Origin of the sequence: Kribbella aluminosa (genome assembly GCF_017876295.1) — a bacterium.
GTDB lineage: Bacteria > Actinomycetota > Actinomycetes > Propionibacteriales > Kribbellaceae > Kribbella > Kribbella aluminosa.
Genome location: NZ_JAGINT010000001.1, coordinates 645,637 through 664,591, shown reverse-complemented (window position 1 = coordinate 664,591; position 18,955 = coordinate 645,637). Strand labels below are relative to the sequence as shown.

The 18,955-nt window shown below is 68.8% G+C and carries 15 protein-coding genes; 3 read left to right on the top strand and 12 right to left on the bottom strand.

All coding sequences use genetic code 11. The features are described 5' to 3' along the window. The 4 genes from JOF29_RS03255 to JOF29_RS03240 are packed head-to-tail and all read right to left on the bottom strand — an operon-like array spanning position 1 to position 4,920. Entirely contained in the window at positions 1-831 is an 831-nt protein-coding gene (locus tag JOF29_RS03255; RefSeq protein ID WP_209692735.1) for a carbohydrate ABC transporter permease, read from the bottom strand. A 2-nt stretch (positions 832-833) separates the two neighbouring features. Then, positions 834-1,778: a carbohydrate ABC transporter permease gene (locus tag JOF29_RS03250; protein ID WP_209692734.1), complete on the bottom strand. Its 945-nt coding sequence runs from the start codon at positions 1,776-1,778 to the stop codon at positions 834-836. Continuing rightward, a complete protein-coding gene (locus tag JOF29_RS03245) occupies positions 1,775-3,085 on the bottom strand; it encodes an extracellular solute-binding protein (protein WP_209692733.1) in 1,311 nt (436 codons plus the stop codon). Before JOF29_RS03245 ends, JOF29_RS03250 begins: the two co-directional genes overlap by 4 nt. Before the next feature lie 2 nt (positions 3,086-3,087). Further along, positions 3,088-4,920: a glycoside hydrolase family 127 protein gene (locus JOF29_RS03240; protein WP_209692732.1), complete on the bottom strand. Its 1,833-nt coding sequence runs from the start codon at positions 4,918-4,920 to the stop codon at positions 3,088-3,090. Between the two features lie 157 nt (positions 4,921-5,077). Here JOF29_RS03240 and JOF29_RS03235 point away from each other — a divergent pair, with 157 nt between their 5' ends. The 3 genes from JOF29_RS03235 (at position 5,078) to JOF29_RS03225 (ending at position 7,634) form a co-directional block, all read left to right on the top strand. Beyond that, a complete protein-coding gene (locus tag JOF29_RS03235) occupies positions 5,078-6,076 on the top strand; it encodes a LacI family DNA-binding transcriptional regulator (protein WP_209692731.1) in 999 nt (332 codons plus the stop codon). Between the two features lie 377 nt (positions 6,077-6,453). After that, complete coding sequence (locus JOF29_RS03230) at positions 6,454-7,059, top strand: hypothetical protein (protein ID WP_209692730.1); 606 nt, start codon at positions 6,454-6,456, stop codon at positions 7,057-7,059. A gap of 5 nt (positions 7,060-7,064) precedes the next feature. Next, on the top strand, positions 7,065-7,634 hold the full coding sequence (locus JOF29_RS03225; protein ID WP_209692729.1) for a hypothetical protein: 570 nt from the start codon (positions 7,065-7,067) through the stop codon (positions 7,632-7,634). Here JOF29_RS03225 and JOF29_RS03220 read toward each other — a convergent pair. The 8 genes from JOF29_RS03220 to JOF29_RS03185 form a co-directional block, all read right to left on the bottom strand. Then, complete coding sequence (locus tag JOF29_RS03220) at positions 7,606-8,586, bottom strand: acetylxylan esterase (RefSeq protein ID WP_209692728.1); 981 nt, start codon at positions 8,584-8,586, stop codon at positions 7,606-7,608. The genes JOF29_RS03225 and JOF29_RS03220 overlap by 29 nt on opposite strands. A 61-nt stretch (positions 8,587-8,647) precedes the next feature. Next, entirely contained in the window at positions 8,648-10,957 is a 2,310-nt protein-coding gene (locus tag JOF29_RS03215; protein WP_209692727.1) for a polysaccharide lyase 8 family protein, read from the bottom strand. A gap of 133 nt (positions 10,958-11,090) precedes the next feature. Further along, on the bottom strand, positions 11,091-12,323 hold the full coding sequence (locus JOF29_RS03210) for a GDSL-type esterase/lipase family protein (RefSeq protein ID WP_209692726.1): 1,233 nt from the start codon (positions 12,321-12,323) through the stop codon (positions 11,091-11,093). Then, positions 12,323-13,375: a right-handed parallel beta-helix repeat-containing protein gene (locus tag JOF29_RS03205; protein WP_209692725.1), complete on the bottom strand. Its 1,053-nt coding sequence runs from the start codon at positions 13,373-13,375 to the stop codon at positions 12,323-12,325. The genes JOF29_RS03210 and JOF29_RS03205 overlap by 1 nt, the downstream gene beginning before the upstream one ends. 32 nt (positions 13,376-13,407) lie before the next feature. Next, entirely contained in the window at positions 13,408-13,899 is a 492-nt protein-coding gene (locus JOF29_RS03200) for a hypothetical protein (protein ID WP_209692724.1), read from the bottom strand. A gap of 542 nt (positions 13,900-14,441) precedes the next feature. Further along, positions 14,442-16,514: a DUF4962 domain-containing protein gene (locus JOF29_RS03195; RefSeq protein WP_209692723.1), complete on the bottom strand. Its 2,073-nt coding sequence runs from the start codon at positions 16,512-16,514 to the stop codon at positions 14,442-14,444. Further along, complete coding sequence (locus tag JOF29_RS03190) at positions 16,507-18,177, bottom strand: heparinase II/III domain-containing protein (protein WP_209692722.1); 1,671 nt, start codon at positions 18,175-18,177, stop codon at positions 16,507-16,509. Before JOF29_RS03190 ends, JOF29_RS03195 begins: the two co-directional genes overlap by 8 nt. Then, entirely contained in the window at positions 18,174-18,932 is a 759-nt protein-coding gene (locus JOF29_RS03185; protein ID WP_209692721.1) for an SDR family NAD(P)-dependent oxidoreductase, read from the bottom strand. The genes JOF29_RS03190 and JOF29_RS03185 overlap by 4 nt, the downstream gene beginning before the upstream one ends. Between the last annotated feature and the right edge of the window lie 23 nt (positions 18,933-18,955).

The window sequence follows — 18,955 nt, the reverse complement described above, 5'->3', positions numbered from 1 at the left end:
CTAGCCTTTGACGGCTCCTGAAGCCAGACCGGAAACATAGAACCGCTGCAGGCCGACGTACAGCACCACGCACGGGATCATCGCGATCACCGCCCCGGCCACCAGCGAGCCGAAGTTGATCTCGCCGTACGCACCGGCCTGCACGTTCACCAGCGCGACCGGCAGCGTGTAGAGCTTGTCCTTGGTCAGGAACGTCAGCGCTCCGAGGAACTCCGTCCACGCCGCGAGGAACGCGTACAGCGCGACGGTCGCGGCGCCCGGCGTGATCAGCGGGCGGAGCACCGAGCCGAGCATCCGCAGCGTGCCGCAGCCGTCGACGTGTGCGGAGTCCTCGAGTTCCGCCGGTACCGAGGAAAACGAGTTCCGCATCACGAAAACGCCGAACGGCAGGTTCACCGTGGTGTAGAACAGCACCAGCCCGAGCAGGCTGTCGGTCAGCCGCAGGACGTTCATCTCCAGGTACAGCGGCGTCAGGATCGCCTGGAACGGGATCATCATCGACACCACCACGAGCGCGAACAGCACCGGCCCGCCGCGGAACCGGAACCGCGCGAACCCGTAACCGGCGAAGGTGGCCAGCAGCATCGTCAGTACGGCGGTGCTCAAGGCAACGATCAGACTGTTTCCGACCGCCCGGATCAGGTTTCCCGGCCCCTCGATCAAGGTACGGAAGTTGTCCCAGGTGAGCTGGAAGAACGTCGAACCATTGGGCGCGGCAACGATCACGTCGTTCGGCTGCACCGACCGGAAGAGGGCCCAGAGCAACGGTACGGCGAAGACCAGGAACGCACCGCCGCCGCCGATCACGTAAAACGTGTTCTTGAGTCGCATCGTCAGTCCTTCTCCCGGAGCAGGCGGAACTGGGCCGCGGTGACCAGGCCGACCACGATCACCAGCACGATCGACAGCGCGGTCGCGGCGCCGAGCTGCAGCTGGACGAACGCCCGGTTGTAGATGTACTGCACGACCGTCGTCGTGTCCGTGCCCGGACCGCCGCGGGTGAGGACGTAGAACTGCGAGAACGCGAGCAGCGAGCCGATCACCGAGATGATCACGGCCATCGCGATCGTCCGGCGCAGGATCGGGATCGTGATCTCGCGTTCCTGTTTCCACCAGCCGGCCCCGTCCAGCTCGGCGGACTCGTAGTACTCCCGCGGGATCGCCTGCATGCCGGCCATCAGCAGCATCATGGTCAGCCCGCTGACCGCCCACACGACCAGGACGCAGATCAGCCCGGTGGCGAGCGGCCCGTCCACCAGCCAGGCCGTCGTACCGTCGGTGATCCCGAGGTCCTTGAGGACGACGTTGATGATGCCGCTCTCCGGCTGTGCCTCCAGGACCGTGACGAAGCTGAGCGTGGACAGGCCGACCACGAACGGCAGGAAGAAGACGGTCCGCAGCAGCGTGGATCCGCGGCGTTTCCGGCGTACCAGGACCGCGAGCGCGTAGCCGAGCACCAGGATCGGCCCGGTCACGATGACCGTGTAGAGCAGCGTGTAGAGGACGGACTTGGCGAACGCAGCGTCCGAGACGATCGCGGTGTAGTTCTTCAGCCCGCTGAACTTCACCGTCCCGATCAGCGGCCAGTTGGTCAGCGAGATCACCAGCGCGAAGCCCAACGGCACCAGGACGAACACCGCGACGAACAGTACCGCGGGTGTGACCAGCAGCAGTCCGGTCCGGGACGGATGGGTGAGCGAGCCGCGGCCGATCCGGCGCGGCGCCGATCCCGCGCCGTTCGCGAGACGGCTGCTCCGTATGTCGACCCCGGTACTCACGCCTGCCCGTGACTGAGAATCCGGTCGTAGTTCTGCTGTGCTTCCTTCATGGCGGCCTCCAGCTCGCCGTCGAACACGGCGCGACGGAACATCTGCAACCACGGCCCGTCCGGCTGGTTGTAGAGGAGGTTGTAGGAAAGCGTTGTCGGCGCGTACCCCTGCTCGATGTGCTCCAGCGGCAGCGTCGCCAGCGGGTACTTCGTCGTGAACTCCGGCGTCCGCGCATCCGAGCGGACCGGCGTGTACCCACCGGCCGGCAGATCGATCTGCTGCGGCAGGTCCAGCGCGAACCGGACGAACTCCCAGGCGCCCGAGGCGTTCCGGGCACCGCGCGGGATGCACATGTTGTCGCCGCCGTCGAAGAACGCCGAACCGCCGTCCGGCCCGGACAGCAGCCGCGGCGTCACCTTCTTGTGGAACGCCGGATCGGACCCGGAAACGACCACGCTGTAGTTGGTCGGGAAGATTCCGACCTTTCCGGCCCGGAAGTCGCTGCCCCAGCGGGACGCGTCGTCGGAGAAGTTCGCCCGCGGCACCAGGCCGTCGACCCACAGCTGCCGGTGCAGCTCGAGCATCTGCCGGACCACGTCGTTCCCGGCGATGTGCCCGGACTGGCTGCCGATCGTGCCCTGGATCAGATCGGTCTTCGCGGCCCAGACCATCGGCTGGACGACGAACCCGAGGGCGCCCGGGCTGTTCGCCGGGAAACTCCAGGCGTAGGTGTCGTCACCGAGATTCCGCAGTTTCCGGGCCGCGTCGAGCAGGTTTCCGAACGACGTGACCGCCTGGTCCGGGTCCACGTCCGCCCGCTCGCACAGCTCGGTGTTGAACCAGAACATCGAGTTGTCCGCGAGGTACGGCACGCCGTACACCCGCTCGTCCTTGGTCGCCAGCCGCAGGTGGCCCGGGCTGAGCCGGTCCCGGAAATCGAGTGCGGAAAGTGGTTCCGTGAGGTCTGTGAACGCATCGCGGTAGATGAACAGCATCGAGTTGATGTCGTCGATGTCGACCAGGTCCGGCACACTCCGGCCGCGGATCGCGGTCGCCAGCTTGGTCACGTACTGCGCGTCCAGCACCGGCGTCAGCTCGACGGTGAGCCGGTGCTGGGACGCGTTGAACTTCTTCACCAGGTCGGTCAGACCGCTCTGCGTCGCTGCCCGGCACCACACCTGCACGGTGCCGGTCGAGTCCTGCCCGAACCCCGCCGCCTGGACGTCGGGTCCGGGCAGCACCGAGCTGCAGCTGGACGCGAAGCCGGCCGTGGTCGCTGCGGCCCCGAGGCCGAGGAACTTCCGCCGGGTGAGCACGGCTACACCCGCGGCAGCCAGACGCGCATGGCACCGATCTCCCGGTTCGCCCACGCGTAGTACGGAACCGCTGTCACGTCGACCTCCTCACCAACCGAGTCCGCAACATCCGGCACGAACGACCAACCGGCCCGATGTCCTGTCCCGGCACGTCCGTGGGCTCTCAGCACGGTCACGCCGTCCAGCAGCTCCGACTCCTCCGCGACTGGCGCCTCAGGCAACAGATGCAGGTCGTCGACGTTCGCCGCGTTGTCCTCCTGCTCGACCGCGTACACGAGCGGACCGCGTTCCAGCGCGACACACCCGCGGACGGCGTCGATCCGCGGATCCGCGCCGACCACGCGTGGCGCGAGCGGCAGCACCAGCTCGATCTCCGCCCCCTCGGCCCGGGCATAACCACCCGCGTCGACCGGCTGTCCGTTGACAGTCGCACCGTCCGCCCACGCGGGAATGCGGAGTTCGACCGTGGCAGGCGTTGCACTCGTGATGCGGACGGTGCCGTCCCACGGATAGTTCGTCTGGACCTGCAGCTCGACGTCACCGGACTTGATCACGCCGGCGGCGTACTGGTGGATCTGGATCGCGTCGTCGGTGCGGGTCGCCAGGTACCCGTCCAGGCTCGACAGCGTACGCATGATGTTCGGCGGGCAGCACGCACAGTCGAACCAGCCGCGTCGCCCGTGCGCCGGACTGCGCCCGTTGTCCGGGTACGCCGCCCCGCGCAACTGCAGCGGATTCACGTAGAAGTATTCCGTTCCGGAAAGCGATACCCCGGCAAGGAAACCGTTGTAGAGCATCCGCTCGATCGCGTCGCCGTACACCGCCTCCCCAGTGGCGAGCAGCATCCGCCACGCCCACTGGATACCCCCGATCGCGGCACACGTTTCCGCGTACGCACGGTCCGTCGGCAGCTCGTACTCGTCGCCGAACGCCTCGCCGTCCCAGCGCGCGCCCAGCCCGCCGGTCACGTACGTCTTGGTCGACCACATGTGCTCGAACTGCACTTTCAGCGCGTCGAGCAGCTCGGTGTCGCCGGTCTCGAGCGCGACGTCGGCGGCGCCCGCGGCCAGGTAGACCGCACGGACCGAGTGCCCCTCGACCGTGGTCGCCTCGCGGACCGGGACCCGGTCGGAGAAGTACGCCGACGAGTGCCCGTGCCGCTCGATGATCCCGTGGCCGCGGGCGTCCACGAACCACTTCGCGAGCTCCAGGTACGTCGCCGTACCGGTCTCCCGGTACAGCTCGACGAGCGCCATCTCGATCACCGGGTGGCCGTCCACGTCGACGGTCTTGTCGTCTCCGAAGGTCGCGTACAGGTGGTCGGCGAGCTTGGTCGCCACGTCGAGCAGCGCGCGGTCGCCGGTGCAGCGGACCTGCGCGACGGCGGCCTGGATGAGGTGGCCGGCGCAGTAGTGCTCATGGCTCCAGACGAGCTGCTGGTAGCGGCCTTCGTCGCCGTACCGGAGCTGGACGACCGAGTCGAGGTACCCGTCCTCCCGCTGCGCGGCGGCGACCACCGTGGTCAGGTCGCGGATCCGCTTGAGCAGCTCGTCGTCGGGGTTGCGCCCGTACTCCCAGGCGGCGGCCTCGAGCCACTTGTAGACGTCGGAATCGGCGAACACCGGGCCGATCGCCTCGCCCTCGCCGATGCCGGCGGCGAGCCGGAGGTTGTGCAGGTTGCCGGCCTTCTCCAGCTGGTCCTGGCCGCTGGGGATCGCGTCGGCGCCGTTCCGCGCCTGCCGCGGCGCCCAGAAGCCGCCGGTGATGCTGACCTGACCGAGTCCGAGGGGATGCCTGCGGCCCTTGCTGGTGGCGGCCGGGCTGCGAGAGGTCATAGCGAGCTTCTCCTGAGTTTCGGAAAATTCGGAACACGTTTTCCTGATCGAAGGTAGGGACCTTCGGCCGCGAGGTCAACCCTTGCCTGTGGATAACTTCCGGGCGGTCCGCGATCGTTGGGGTACTGTGCCGGAAACTCAGGAAAGGAGTTGCGGAATGGCGTCAAGGGGCATCCGCCCGGCCGGAATCAAGGACGTGGCCAGACTGGCCGGCGTCTCGGCGAGTACTGTCTCGAAGGCGCTCAACGGCAACGGCCAGTTGCGCGAGACGACCCGCGAGCGGATTCGCGACGCCGCCGAGCAGCTCGGCTTTACTCCCGACAGCCGCGGCCGCGCGCTCGCCTCCGGGCGCAGCTTCACGGTCGGACTGATCACCACCGACAGCTCGGGGCGGTTCAGCATACCGATCATGCTCGGCGCCGAGGATGCGCTCACCGCCGGCGAGATGGGGCTGGTGCTCTGCGACACCCGCGACGACCCGCTCCGCGAGCAACACTACCTGAAGTCGCTGGTGTCCCGGCGAGTGGACGGCATCATCGTGACCGGCCGCCGGGTCGAGCCGCGGGCGCCGATCGACGTACCGATCCCGGTGGTCTACGCGTTCAGCCCGTCCACCGATCCGTCGGACACGTCGGTGGTCGTCGACGACCACGCGGGCGCCGCGTCCACGGTGCGGCATCTGCACACGGTCGGCCGGAAGCGGATCGCCCATGTCACCGGGCCGGAGTCCCATCTCAGCGCCCGGATCCGCGCCGCGGCCACCCAGGAGGCCGCGAGTACGACGTTCGCCGGTCAACCGCTGTTCGGCGAGTGGAGCGAACGCTGGGGCCGGCTGGCGGTCGACGTACTGCTCCGCGAGCACCCGGAGGTGGACGCGATCACCTGCGGCAGCGACCAGATCGCCCGCGGCGTCTGCGACCGCCTCCGCGAGCTGGGCCGCTCGGTCCCCGGCGACATCGCGGTCACCGGCTACGACAACTGGTCTGTGATGGCACTGGCCAGCCGCCCGCCCCTCACCACCGTCGACATGGAACTCGAGGAACTCGGCCGCCGCACCGCCAACCTCCTCCTCGACGCCATCGCCGGCTCCCCCCACCCCGGCCCCCTCCGACTCCCCACCCGCCTGATCCCCCGCGAGTCAACCCTCGGCACCTGACACCCCGGTCCCCGAAACCCCCGGTCCCTGAAACCCCCGGCACCTGACACCCCGGTCCCCGCACCCCCGGCGCCCCGGTCCCCGCACCCCGGCACCTGACACCCCGGTCCCCGGCACCCTCGGCACCCGGCACCCGGCACCCGGCACCCGGCACCCTCGGCACCTGACACCCTCGGCACCTGACACCCTCGGAAGCTGACGCGTCCAGTGCCGCAAACGCCCGGAACCTGAGACACTCGGCGCCTGAAACGCCCGGCAGCTGGAACACTCCTCGCCTGTGACGCTCGGCCCGGTTGACAGCCGAGCGCGGTCCGGTGCCCCGGATGGTCATCCGTTCGTCCGCCGCTGGTTGCCGACCGGGGCCTAGATTGATCCAGGTGCTGCGCAAGCTCGTGATCGGCGTGGCGGTGATTGCCACGCTGGTGGCAGGGGTGGGCACCGCACGGCTGGTTCTTCCGTGGACCGATCCCACCCGTGGCGTGCCGAAACAGCTGGCGTTCCTGCGTGCGGAGATCGAAAACGGGGCGGACAGGAACGCTCAGAAACAGTTTCCGGAAGGGTATTTCTTCCTGAACGTCCTGTACGGGCTGAGCTGGGTGCAGGTCGGCGTCAGCGATCCGTCACAAGCCGCCGACGCGACGGTGCAGGTGCGCTGGGCGCTCGGCCGCCTCGATTCGCCCGACGGGACCGCGCCGTTCGACCAGTCGCTGCAGCCGCGGTACGGCATCTTCTATGCCGGCTGGACGAACTGGCTGCGCGGCGGGCTGATCGCGCTCGGGCAGTCCGACGCGGCCGAACGCTCCCGGTTCACCAGTGACTCGGTCGCGATCGCCACCGCTTTCCGAACCGCGGAAACGCCGTTTCTGCCGACCTATCCGGGGCAGGGCCCTGGCCGATCGACTCGGTCGTCGCGATCGCATCGCTCCGGCTGTACGACGCCGTGGTCGCGCCGCGCTTCGGGCAGGTCGCGCGGAACTGGGTGACGACCGTGAAGACCGAGCTGGACCCGGCGACCGGGCTGCTGCCGCATCAAGTGCTGCCGCAGGTAACCGGGGCGCGCGGCTCGTCGCAGGCGATGATCCAGCGGTTTCTGGTCGACATCGACCCGACGTTCGCGCGGTCGCAGTACCAGCTGTTCAGGGACAAGTTCGTGACCGGGCTGGGGATTCGCGAATGCCCGAAGGGCACTGCCGGGAGGGGAGACGTGGACTCCGGGCCGCTGGTGCTCGGAATGAGTCTTTCCGCAACCGTTGTCGGGATGGGCGCGGCGCGCGCACATCACGATTCGCTGGCGAACCGGCTGTCGCGGACGGGTGAGCTGGTCGGGATGCCGTTCAGCGGGCTGAGGACGAAGCGGTACCTGTTCGGCGCGGTCCCGATCGGGGACGCGTTCCTGGCCTGGTCGACGTCCGCGCGGCCGTTGGTCGCCACCGACCAGCCGGCGGGCGAGGGCTCGTCCGGCTGGTGGCGGCTTCCGTGGTTGGCGCTGCTCTGGCTACCCGTGTTGCTGTTATGGGGCGCGCTCCGCCTCAGGCATCGCGGCCGAAGACGGAAGTGAGCGCACTGAGCTTCCGCGGCAGGTCGTACTCCGCTCCGCCCTCGTGCCCGTTGTAGGTGAACACCTCGAGCTCCGCGGGCCCGCCGTACCGGTGGTACGCCGCGAACACCGTCGACGGCGGGCACACGTTGTCCATCAGCGCGACCGAGAACCAGGCGGGACAGGTCGCCCGGGCGGCGAAGTTCACCGCGTCGAAGTACGACAACGTTCCGATCGCGGTTTCGGTCTCGAACCGGTGACCCTTGAGCCAGCGCGCGATCTCGGCGTACGGGCCGTTGTCGGTGATCTGCGACGCCCGCCGGAAATGGCACAGGAACGGTACGTCGGCGACCGCCGCGGACAGGTCGGCGCGCAGACCGGCGACGGCGAGCGCGAGCCCGCCGCCCTGGCTGCCGCCGAGTACTGCGACCCGATCGCCGTCGACGTCCGGGCTGCTGCGTACCGCGTCGACGGCCCGGACCGCGTCGGTGATCAGCCGCCGGTAGTAGTGCTTGGCCGGGTCCTCGATGCCGCGGGTCAGGAACCCGGGTGCCGACGATCCGTGTCCGTCCGGCGCGATGTCCGCAGTTTCCGAAATCGTTTTACCGCCGCCGCCCTGGCCGCGGTTGTCCATCACCAGGTGCGCGTACCCGGCCGCGCTCCAGGTCAGCCACTCGTACGGGATCCCCCGGCCGCCGTTGTAGCCGATGTACTGCACGACCGCGGGCAGCGGACCGGTGCGCTGGCGTGGCAGCAGCAGCCAGGCCTTCACCGGTTGACCGCCCCAGCCGCTGAACGTCACGTCCCGCACCTCGACGGTCGCCAGCCGGGCGTCGTACGGCGTGAACCGGGCATCGATCGGGTGACCGGCCGCGTCGTCGAGCGTCTGCTTCCAGAACGCGTCGAAGTCCGCGGGTTCCTCCGGGTCCGGGCGGTACTCCCGCAACCGGTCCAGCGGCATGTCGACCAGCATTCGTTGTCCTTTCCTTGCGGTCCATTGCGGTCCATTGCGGTCATTTGCAGGTCTGCGCGGATCAGTGGAACGTGACGGCCGCGGTGTTTCCGTGGCGGTCGGTGGTGTCGACGACGATCCGCCAGCCGCGGCCGCGCCGGGTGGCGGTCACACCGTTGTCGGTGACGGGCTGGTTCAGGCCCGGCTTGTCGAGGTCGACGGTGACCGAGGTCCGGGTCTGCGTCGGGTCCGAGATCGCGACGGTGTTGCCGGCGACCACGACCGCGGCAGGTCCGTCGGCGGTGAGCTCGGCGGCGGTCCCGGCAGTCCAGAAGTTCGCGGCCAGGGCGTCGCGCAGCCGGATCGCGTGCGCGGTGCCGTCCGCCCGGAGGCGTTGTACCGGAAACTTTCCGGCAATCGTTTTCGTCTGCGCGAGCGTCGCGGTCGGCAGCTGCACGTAGTAATAGCCCTGCCCGGCCGGCGCCGTACCGTGGGCGAACCAGACCGTCTGGTACGGCCGGGTGACGACGTCGTCGGTGCCGTACTTGAGGTTGATCTCACGCCAGGTGGCGGTCCGGTTCTCGCGGAGCGTCTGCACAGGTGAGCGGTCCGGAAACACGTAGCCGCCGGTGCCTTCGAGGTGACACCAGCCCGGCGCCGCGGTGAAGGTCTCGTTCCCGGTGCGCAGCTTGCGGTTCTCGACGATCGTCTCGACCTCGCCGTCACCGGTGATGCCGGAGCCGACGCAGACCATCATGTCGTCGACCAGGAACCAGCTCTTCAACGCCCGCAAGTTCGTTCCGTACCCGCGAAGGTCCATGCCGTAAGCACCTGTTGTCTTGCCGGGAACCGATACACCGCCGACCCAGTCGGCCTCACTGGTACTGCGGAAACCGTACGAGTCGGCCAGCCTGCGGGTGTCGACCGTTGTCCCCGGCAACCGATACGGGTCGACCGTCGGCCAGTAGTCGCCGGAGTAGTGGCCGAGGTCGTCGTCGTACATCAGCACCATGCCGTCGGACAGGTGCCAGCCGTGCAGGTTCTCGTTCTGGATCGACTCGTAGTTGTAGATCCGCGACGAGTAGGCGCTGATTCCGATCGTGAACGCCGGGCGGTGGTGCGCGACCTTGTCCATCCGGGGGTACTGCTTGTGCAGGACCAGCGGGCCGCGGGCGGATGTGGTCGACGCGAGGATGCCCCGGGCCGCGACCAGCGACGCCGGGTCGGTGACTTTCAGAAAGTTTCGGAAAACGTCTTCGGTCATCCACTGCTTGACCAGTGCGGTGAGCTGCGCTGCCCGTTCGGCCGACGCAGCCGGGATCAGCCGCAGTGTGCCTTCGATGATGGTCTGGGTCGCCGCGTGGTTCTGCTTGCTCGGACGGGCGATCTCCCGGCCGCAGACCGAACCCATCATGTCGCCGCGCACCATCAACGGATCGAACGCGTCGTTGACCCAGCCGTAGATGTTCTCCAGCTCCGGATCGGTGACGGCCCATTCCGTACCGCCGAGCAGATCCAGCAGCGAGGAAAGTGCGCCGAGCAGTTCCTTTCCGTAGCCGCCGTTGTACGGGTGCTTGTAGTGCTGCAGGAACGAGCCGTCGCTGTAGAAGCCTTCGCCGGTACCGTCGACCCGGCCGGGTGCGTCGTTGAAGGCGAGCACGCTGTTCGCGCCGTCGCCCTCGACGTCGCTGATCGCGTCCCGGACACGGGTGAGCGCTGCGGTGTCGCCGTCGAGGACCGCCCGGATCGCTACCACCGTGGCGATCCAGACGCGGTTCGCGCCGGTCGCGATCTGCCGGTCGGCGCGCCACAGGTTCGGGTCCGGCGTGTAGTGGTCGATCGCTTGCGTGTACGTCGTACGGACGTCGGCCGGGAGTACGTCGTACAACAGGATCAACGTGTCCGCGAACGCGGAGGCGCCGCCGATCTCCCAGTCGTAGTCGTTGTCGTACCGCGGGAGGGACGGGCTGTAGCGGTTGGTGTGCATCCACTCCAGGGCGCCACGGATGTCGTCGGCGACGGACTCGTTTCTCTGGTACGCGGAGCCGTTGGTGGCCCAGGCGACCGCGAGCTGCTTGATGCGACGGAAATTCGAGGCGACGTGGTTGGAAAGCGTTGTACTCGCGAGGTCGGGCCAGAGAGCGGTGCGGTTCGCGGAACGATCGAGCGTGGCGAGCGCGGACTGCGCGAGCCGGTCGACCCGGGCGATCGCGACGGCGAGGTCCGGGTCGGCCGGGTCTACGGTTGGGCCGCCGGTAAGCAGCGTCTGCCACCGCAGCCGAAGCTCGTCGGTGCCGGTGCTCGCCCAACTGGACGCCGGCAGGGCGAGAAGCACAGCACCACCAAGCGCACCACCGAGCACGGTGCGCCGACGAAGAGTCAGATCTGACATAAGAGTCCTCTCAGAAGAACTGAACCGCCCTGTCGCCCCAGCGGTTCAGGACCGGGCCGGGGACTGTCGGCGTGGGTCGCTGTGGCGGGAGCTTCGGCGATCGAGTGCGATTGCGCTTGCGCCGCTGGGAACGTCACAGGGCGCGGGCGATGGCGTTTGCGCCGGTGGCGTTGGGGTGTAGGCCGTCACCGCCGTTGTAGGTGGGGCAGAGTCGCGCCGGGTCGGCCGGGTCTCGGAGGGCGGCGTCGACGTCGAGCAGGTGGTCGAAGAGACGGCCTTCGCGGAGTACTGCGTTGACGGTGGTACGGACCTGGTCGAGCTCCGCCGTGTAGCGGATCCACCCTTTGAACGGGCCGATCGTCGCGCCCACGACCTCCAGCTCGTGGTCGTGTGCACGGCGTACCAGCTGCTCGTAGCCCTGCAGGATCCGCCGAGGATCGGTCTGGCTGGGTGGCTGCTGGATGTCGTTGATACCGAGGAAAACGACCAGTGTCCGCAGGTTCGGCAGGCTAAGCACGTCCCGGTCGAACCGCGACTGACCACTCGGACCGAAACGTGCGTCGTCTAGCAGAACACGGTTTCCGCTGATTCCGAGGTTGGCGATCGCGGGGCGACGGCGGAAGCGGGCAGCGTACTGATCGGGCCACCGGAGGTTCGCGTTGTCGGGCGTACCGACACCTTCGGTGATCGAGTCCCCGAGGATCGCAACCGTCGACCGTCCGCTCGCATCCACGTCGACGCCGTTGAGCAGGAACACCGAGTTGGTCGGACGGTCACCGATGAACCCGGTCGCATGCACGTTCCGGTGGAAGCTCAGCGGACCGGTCGGACCGGGCAGATGCGTATACACAACGAGATCCCCACCATCCAGTACGACGAGACTTACCGGATCACTCACCACAGTCGCCCCGGCCGCGAGCACCACCTCCCGCCCGCCACCGAACAGAACCGGATGTTCGGCAGCCGTCGGACCCGCAGCAACTGTCACCGGCCCGACCACGATCGGCGATGCCCCGAACGGATTGGCGAACCGCAATCGCAACCCGCTAGTACGCGGTGCTGTTCCGGCGCTCAGGTGGAGGGCGTTCCTGAGCGTGGTGTTGGTGAAACCCGTACTGGCGTCCAGGTCGGTGGGCGTTGGGGCGGTCTGGGCGGTTGCCCAGCTCGTGACCCAGTGAGGACGCGTCGGCCCGTTGAGATGCCCGGCGAGGTCGGCGGGGGTTGCGGCTGGCACCGTCGCCTGTCCGGTCGTGGCGGCTGCGCTGGTGGTCGCCGGTGGAGTGTCGAGCGATGTGCGACCGAGGAGAGCGCCCAGGGTTGTGGCGGCTGTTCCGGCGAGGATGGTGCGACGGGACGGTGTCGTCATCAGCAGGCTGCCGTCGGGTTGTATTCCGCGCCGTACGTTCCGACCGAGTTTCCGGAGGTGTTTCCGGACATGGTGTTGCCGCAGACCTGGCCCTGCGGCGTACGCATGAACTTGATGCCGCCGGCGGCGCTGTTCGTGATGGTGTTTCCGTAGATATTGTTGGCGGTTCCATCGGTTTCCGTGTCGCCGCCGAGGCGGATACCTGCCCCAATGTTGTCGTGGATCGTGTTGTAGCGGAACGTGTTCCCGATTCCGCGCGCGTCGAGGCCGCCGGAGCTCGGGTCCTTCTTCTGGCTGCAGTCGTTGTTCTCGACAACGTTTTCCGTCGAGTTTTCCTTGATGTCCACGCACTCGTTGCCGTACGTCGCGATCGTGTTGTCGTGGATGCGGTTGTTCCGGCTGCGGTCCGGCTGGGCATCCGGTGCGCCGTTCTGTCCCTGCTGTTCCGGCGCGGTCCCGAGGTAGATCCCCTCACCGTTCTTGCCGCCGTCGTTGAACTTGAAGTCCCAGACCCCGCACGGACCGATCGTGTTGTCGTGGACGTCGGCGTTGGTGACCAGGTACCGCAGCCGCAGACACTCGCTGCCGGCGTTCTTCAGCCGCATGTTCCGGATCGTCAGGGTACCGACGCCGTCGCCGGGCGAGGTGCTCATCACGTACACGAGCTTGTCCCGGTAGCCGTCGATGCTCGACGACGAACCGTGCAACCCGTCGATCGTGAACCCGTCCAGCGTCACACCGTCGTGCTGGACCTGGACGATCCGGGAGTTCCCGGCGCCCTTGACGACCGCGGTCGACGGGCCGGTGATCGTGACGCCGGAGCGGACTGTCACCACGTCCTGCAGGTAGGTGCCGGAGGCAAGGTGTACGGTCGCGCCGCGCGGGGCGGTGTCGAGCGCTTTCTGGATGGTGGCCAACGGGTTGCCCGCCGACGTACCGGCGTTGGTGTCGCTGCCGGACGGGGCGACGAAGTAGTCGGTCGCGGCGTGCGCCGGTACTGCGGGCAGCGCCAGCGCGAGGCCGAGGAACAGGATCGGGACGGCTCTGGACATGGTGGTCCTCCTGACAGGGCGGTTGGAAGTGCCTATGCGCGGCCGGCGACGAGCAGGCCGACCAGAACCGGAACGGTGGTACCGAGGAGCAGCGGACCTGCTGGGATCACTAGTGAGAAAACGGGTGCCGCGATGGCCGCGCCGAGGAGTGCGGTGCCGCGCGGGACGGAGGTGAAGGCGAGGCGGAACGCCGTACGGCGCCATTCCGCGGCGGAATCGGACGGTTTCCGCGCAGCTGCCACGGCGAGCGCGAGGTGGTAGGTGACCGCGGCGGCCAGCAGGCCGAGGTGGATCATGAACAGCGCGACGACCAGTGCGCCGGAGCGTCCGGAGAGAAACGCCAGGTTGCTCATGGCAACCGCCGCGGCGACAGACGTCAGAATCGAGTGCGGAAGTAGCCGACGCCAGTACTTACGCCAGCCGACGAACACCCCGCTGAAGCACCGTGCGTCACCGTCGACCCGCCACCGCTCCAGCGCAAACCCAACCCCTGCCAGCGCCGGCAGCCAGGTGACAATGCCCAAACACAGAACCACAAACGCAGCCCCCGCAGCCGCCGGATTAGCAACCCACCCAAGCCACTCCAACCCCCGCCGCCCCAACCCCGCCCCACCAACCACCCCGAAGCAGCTCGCCCCGGACCCACCGGCCTCCGCGGACGCCCTCGCCACGGACCCGACGCTCACCGCAGAATCTCCAGTCGCCGCAGACCCGACGCACGCCGCGGACCCGACCGTCGCAGCAGAACGTCCGACCACCACGGACCCGGCACCCGCCGCCGACCCGACCGTCGCCGCAGAGCCTCCGATCACCAAGGAACCGACACCCGCCGCGGACCCGAGGGTCACCGCGGACCGGCCTACTTCTGCGGGACCGGTGGTTGCCGTGGGACTGGCCGGTGGCTGGGGGCCGGTCGCGAGCACAGGGCTGCCTGCTGGCTGAGGGGCGGTCGCGAGCACAGGGTTGCCTGCTGGCTGAGGGGCGGTCGCGAGCGCAGGGCTGCCTGCTGGCTGGGGGTGGGAAGCGGTCGCGAGCGCAGGGCTGCCTGCTGCTGCGGAGCGGGCGGTCATCGGGTGTGCTCCGCCGGGACGGTGATTCGACGGTCAGGGGTTTGGATGATGGCGCGGATCGCCAGGCCATCACAATCGCCCGGCGACGGGTGGTCGCCCGCTTGGGACACCTGGTCTGCGTCGATTGTGATGGCCTGGCGGTCCGCCAGCCCCTCGTCTGCCGCCCGCAGGGCGGACGCCGTGCTCGCCGCAGCGGGAGCGGTGAGTGGATGGGCGTTTAGGCGACCTTGGGTGTCGGGGAGTAGGACGGTTTCGTCGGTGAACGTGACGGCGTGGCCTTGGGTTATGGGGATTAGGCGGGCGGTGGGTCGGGTTGGGTGGAGGGCGGAGGTTGGTTCGATGGTGGTGAGGAGGGTGACGGTTGTGGTCTGGCGGGCGGTGGCGCGGAGGGTGTGCATGGTGCGGGTCAGGCGGAGGCTGGGGGTGCTTGAGGTCGGGTTGGCTTCTACCTCGGTGATGGTGGGTTCTACGTCGAGCGGCGTGTGCAACCGAACCCACGCCTGGGCCGACCCGGAGCGGAGCGCGATCTCTTCGCCGTACTCGATCGGCCAGTCGGCGTGGAGTAGTAGCGTCCAGTCCCGCGGGGTGTCCGCGGCGCAGTGGTCCAGGAGGACGATCCGGCCGGCCGGGGTGAAGACGAGGGTCCGGTCGAGGCGCGTGATCCCCAGCTCCGGTGGGTACATCGCGGCGATCCGCGCGGTCGCGTGGGCCATGCCGTCGGCCGCGAGTACGTCGACCAGGTCAGCCTGACGCTCGTACGGGATCCCTTTGTAGACGTGGTACCTGTCCTCGTCCGCAAACCCGTGCCCGTCCACCAGGATCAGGTTGTGGTCCCCCGCCCGCTTGCGGTTGCTGTACCCCTCGTCCACCGCCAGGAACGCACCCCGCGACGTCAGGACGAACGACCCGGCATCCGGATGATGATGCCCGGCGCTCAACGTGTCCCAGCCGCGCTCACGGTCCAACTTGTGCGAAGTCTCCCACGCCTGGTGCCCGCCGCCCGGCGACGCCTTGAACGACACCATTGTGGCCTCGTCGTCCCATCCGGTGCGGGCAGTGACGAGCCCGAGGTCCGGGAAGTACGCCGACAGCGGCGCGCTCTCGGCGGGATCCACCGGCGGCAGCGAGTCGTCGTACCAGAGCAGCTCCAGGTACGCCTCGGGCATCACGCCCGGCTTCACGCCGCTCGCGTACGCCTCCCGCCAGAAGAAACGTTCGGAAACGGTTTCCGCAAGCCATTGCGCCTCGCCGATCCGGTACGCCGCCGCGAGCTTCCGGTACAGCGCGACGCTGTGCCCGCTCCGCCGGTCGTGGCAGTCGCCGTGGTCGATGTTCTCCTCGAACCCGGGCGCGCACTGCTGCAGCCGGTAGGAAAACGTGTTCGCCAGGAACGGACAACGGTTCCACCAGTCGAGCCCTTCCTGGTCCTGGAGCAGATCCAGGTACGTCGCCAGCCACGGCACGCCGTACCGCCAGTAGACGACGCCCTCCATGTCGGACCCGTCCGACGGCAGCAACTCGATCACGGTCGCGAAGTTCGACCGGGCGCGGTCGGTCCACTCGGAACGACCGAGTGCGTATCCTGCCGCGGCGAGCCCCGTGTAGCAGATCCAGTTGTGGTTCTGCCAGTACGACGAACTCCACCACGAGCCCTCGGACTCGACGGCGAACTCGTACAGCCGGGTGCCCTGCAACTCGAGCTTGGCGCGCAGCTCGGTGGCGAGCTCGAAGTCGTCGCCGAGCCAGGTCGACGCCAGCGACAGCCCGTGCAGCAGCCAGCCCGCGTCGAGATCGTGATCCGGCAGGTGCGCCTTGCCCCAGTGCGGGAAACCGATGGCGGCCGAGATCCAGCGGGCGGCTTCGGCTCGATATCCCTCGTTTCCGGTGAGACGGAAAGCGAGTGCGAGGTTTGCGGCGGCCGGGCCGAAGTACGTGATGCTCGCGGACGGGTGCTCGGTCGGCGGGGTCTGGGTGCGGTACCAGTCGCACTGCTCGCGGAGCCGGCGCCACTGGGCGGCGTACCGTCCGTCCAGGCCGGCCCGTAGCTCGTCGATACGTGCGTCATACATCGGTGATCACCTCGGCGAGGTCGTCGTCGATCGGGGCGGTCGAGTACACGGAGCAGAAGGTCGCGGAGGTGCCGGTGACCGTCCAGTCGATCCACGTCCGGGTCCGTTGCGGGTCGTCGGCCGGGCCCGGGCCGGGCCGCGTGACCGGGATGCCGTCGCCGCGGTGGTAGCCGTAGAGCTTCTCGTCCCCGGTCCAGGTACTGCGGGTCGCGCGCGGGCCGACCTCGACCGTCAGGTCGACGTCGGGGCGGAACTGGAGGACGATCTCGCGCTCGCGGTCGGCAGTCACCCGGACGATGTCGAGCAGGTAGTTGTCGGCGGCAACCAGATCACGCGTGGCGCGGACGCCGTCGTACCAGCCGGAAACCGTTGCGGAAATGGAGTTTCCGTTGCGGGTCAGGGTGCCGGTCGCCTCGGCGGGTTCGAGGCCGTCGATGCGGATGGTGGGGTGCGAGACGACGGACTTGTAGTGCGCGCGCCATGGGGCGTGGCCGTACGGGACCTGGCCGGGGTCGGGTTGCCAGGGAGTGGTGGAGCCGTACAGGTACAGCGCGAGTTTGTCGTGGTGGCCGTGGGATCCGCCGTGTGGGCCGTGGTCGAGGATCGCGTGGATGCCGGCGGTGCGGATCACGGCGTAGGTGGAGTCGGGCCCGCGAGCCGGGAGTGCGCCGGCGCGGGGCGGCCCGCTGAACCAGCCGTCGAATCGGTCCTCCAGGCCGTCGTAGTCCGCGCCGACCTCCGCGCGGGCGTGCGCTGCGACGGCGCTGAGGTCGACAGCCGACGTGAACTGGCCGGCGAGGGCGGCGATCTCCAGCCATTCGAGAGCGAGCGGGACGCGCCGGTAAGGGCCGTCGTGGAGAGCGGGGAGGAGTCCGCCGGGGGTAGCGATGTCGGCGAGTGCCGCGATCATGGTCTCCAGGCTGGCCGGGACGGCTGAAGGGTCGTAGCCGCGGAGGCTCAGGAGGTACGCGCGGAGGACGAAGCCGTGGTAGTACGTGCTGCCTTCCCACTCCCAGCCGTCGTCGCCGGTCGACGCGTCCAGGTGCGCGAACTGGCCGTGCTCACCGGTCAGCCATTCGTCGGCGCCGTCCCATTCCGTTTCGCGTACGGCGGCTGCCGCCTGGCTCGCGGTGGCGCCGAGAGCGTTGAACCAGGCGGTGTAGTTCGAGGAGAACTTGTCCTGGGCAACCATCGCGTCCCGGGCCCGCCGCGCCCCGGCAACCATGTCGTCGAGCATCGGCAGTGTCTCGTCGAGCTCGACGACGGAGCGGTCGGCGAGCGTACGGATGGCGTGCGCGATCGGGACGCCCCACACCGCATCCGTCAGTGCCTGGTGGAACAGGCGGCCGCGTTGCATCCAGTCCTGCGCCTGGTCGTGCTCGCCTTCCTTGGTGAGGTCCAGGTAGAGCCGCGCGTACGACGCGAGCAGCTCGGCGCCGCCCCCGTCGTACGAGAGAAGCCGGATCCGCCGCGCCCAGAAATGATGTGCGAGCACCATCCACGCCCCGCGCACCGCGGGCGTATCGACCCGGCAACCGTAGGAACACGGAACACCGCCGGCCGGAAAGCGCCCGGTTTCGAAGCCGACATGCGACAGCTCGACACCGTGCGCCGGGCACACGTACTCGTGCCACCAGCCGCCGCGTTCGGTCGGGGGATTCATCGGGGCCATGTGCCACCGTCGATGTCGATGGTGATCCCGGTCAGGTACCCGGAGGCCGGCAGTGCCAGGAACCGCACCGCGTTCGCCACGTCCTCGACCTGCCCGGCGCGGCCGATCGGCGTACCGGCGACCATGTTCGCCTGCGCCTCCGTGGTGGAAAACGTTTGATGAAACGCGGTTTCCGCGATGTACCCGGGCGCGACCGAGTTCACCGTGATGCCGCGCGGCCCGAGTTCCTTCGCGAGGCCCTTGGTGAACCCGCGGATCCCGGCCTTCGCGGCCGCGTAGACCACCGACCCGGGACCGCCGCCGTTGTGCGCGGCGAGCGAGGCAATCGTGATGATCCGCGGGTTCGCCGACTGTGCCAGCTGCGGGATCGCGGCCCGCGTGGTCCGGAACGTCGCGCCGAGGTTGACGTCCACCACCTGCTGGTAGTGCTCGTCGGTCATCTCCTCGACCTTGACCCGGCCGATCAGGTGGCCGGCGTTGCAGACCAGTACGTCGAGCCCGCCGAGGAATCCGGCCGTCTCGTCGAGCAGCCGGTCGACGTCCGCCGTCGAAGTCACGTCGGCGCCGACCGAAATCGCTTTCCGGCCGAGTTTCTCGATGTCGGAAACCGTCTGCGCGGCGGCGTCCGCGGACTTCCCGTAGTGCACCACGACGTCCGCCCCGGCCGCGGCCAGGCCGAGCGCGATACCGCGGCCGATACCGTGCCCGGCCCCGGTGACCAGCGCACGTGTCCCCTGCAGTTCCATCAGTCGTTCTCCTAAGGTGTGTG

Bases quoted from the DNA above. Each gene is read 5' to 3' on its own strand.
- JOF29_RS03255 (WP_209692735.1), bottom strand. From the start codon at position 831: ATGCGACTCAAGAACACGTTTTACGTGATCGGCGGCGGCGGTGCGTTC.
- JOF29_RS03240 (WP_209692732.1), bottom strand. From the start codon at position 4,920: ATGACCTCTCGCAGCCCGGCCGCCACCAGCAAGGGCCGCAGGCATCCC.
- JOF29_RS03235 (WP_209692731.1), top strand. From the start codon at position 5,078: ATGGCGTCAAGGGGCATCCGCCCGGCCGGAATCAAGGACGTGGCCAGA.
- JOF29_RS03220 (WP_209692728.1), bottom strand. From the start codon at position 8,586: ATGCTGGTCGACATGCCGCTGGACCGGTTGCGGGAGTACCGCCCGGAC.
- JOF29_RS03215 (WP_209692727.1), bottom strand. From the start codon at position 10,957: ATGTCAGATCTGACTCTTCGTCGGCGCACCGTGCTCGGTGGTGCGCTT.
- JOF29_RS03210 (WP_209692726.1), bottom strand. From the start codon at position 12,323: ATGACGACACCGTCCCGTCGCACCATCCTCGCCGGAACAGCCGCCACA.
- JOF29_RS03205 (WP_209692725.1), bottom strand. From the start codon at position 13,375: ATGTCCAGAGCCGTCCCGATCCTGTTCCTCGGCCTCGCGCTGGCGCTG.
- JOF29_RS03195 (WP_209692723.1), bottom strand. From the start codon at position 16,514: ATGTATGACGCACGTATCGACGAGCTACGGGCCGGCCTGGACGGACGG.
- JOF29_RS03190 (WP_209692722.1), bottom strand. From the start codon at position 18,177: ATGAATCCCCCGACCGAACGCGGCGGCTGGTGGCACGAGTACGTGTGC.
- JOF29_RS03185 (WP_209692721.1), bottom strand. From the start codon at position 18,932: ATGGAACTGCAGGGGACACGTGCGCTGGTCACCGGGGCCGGGCACGGT.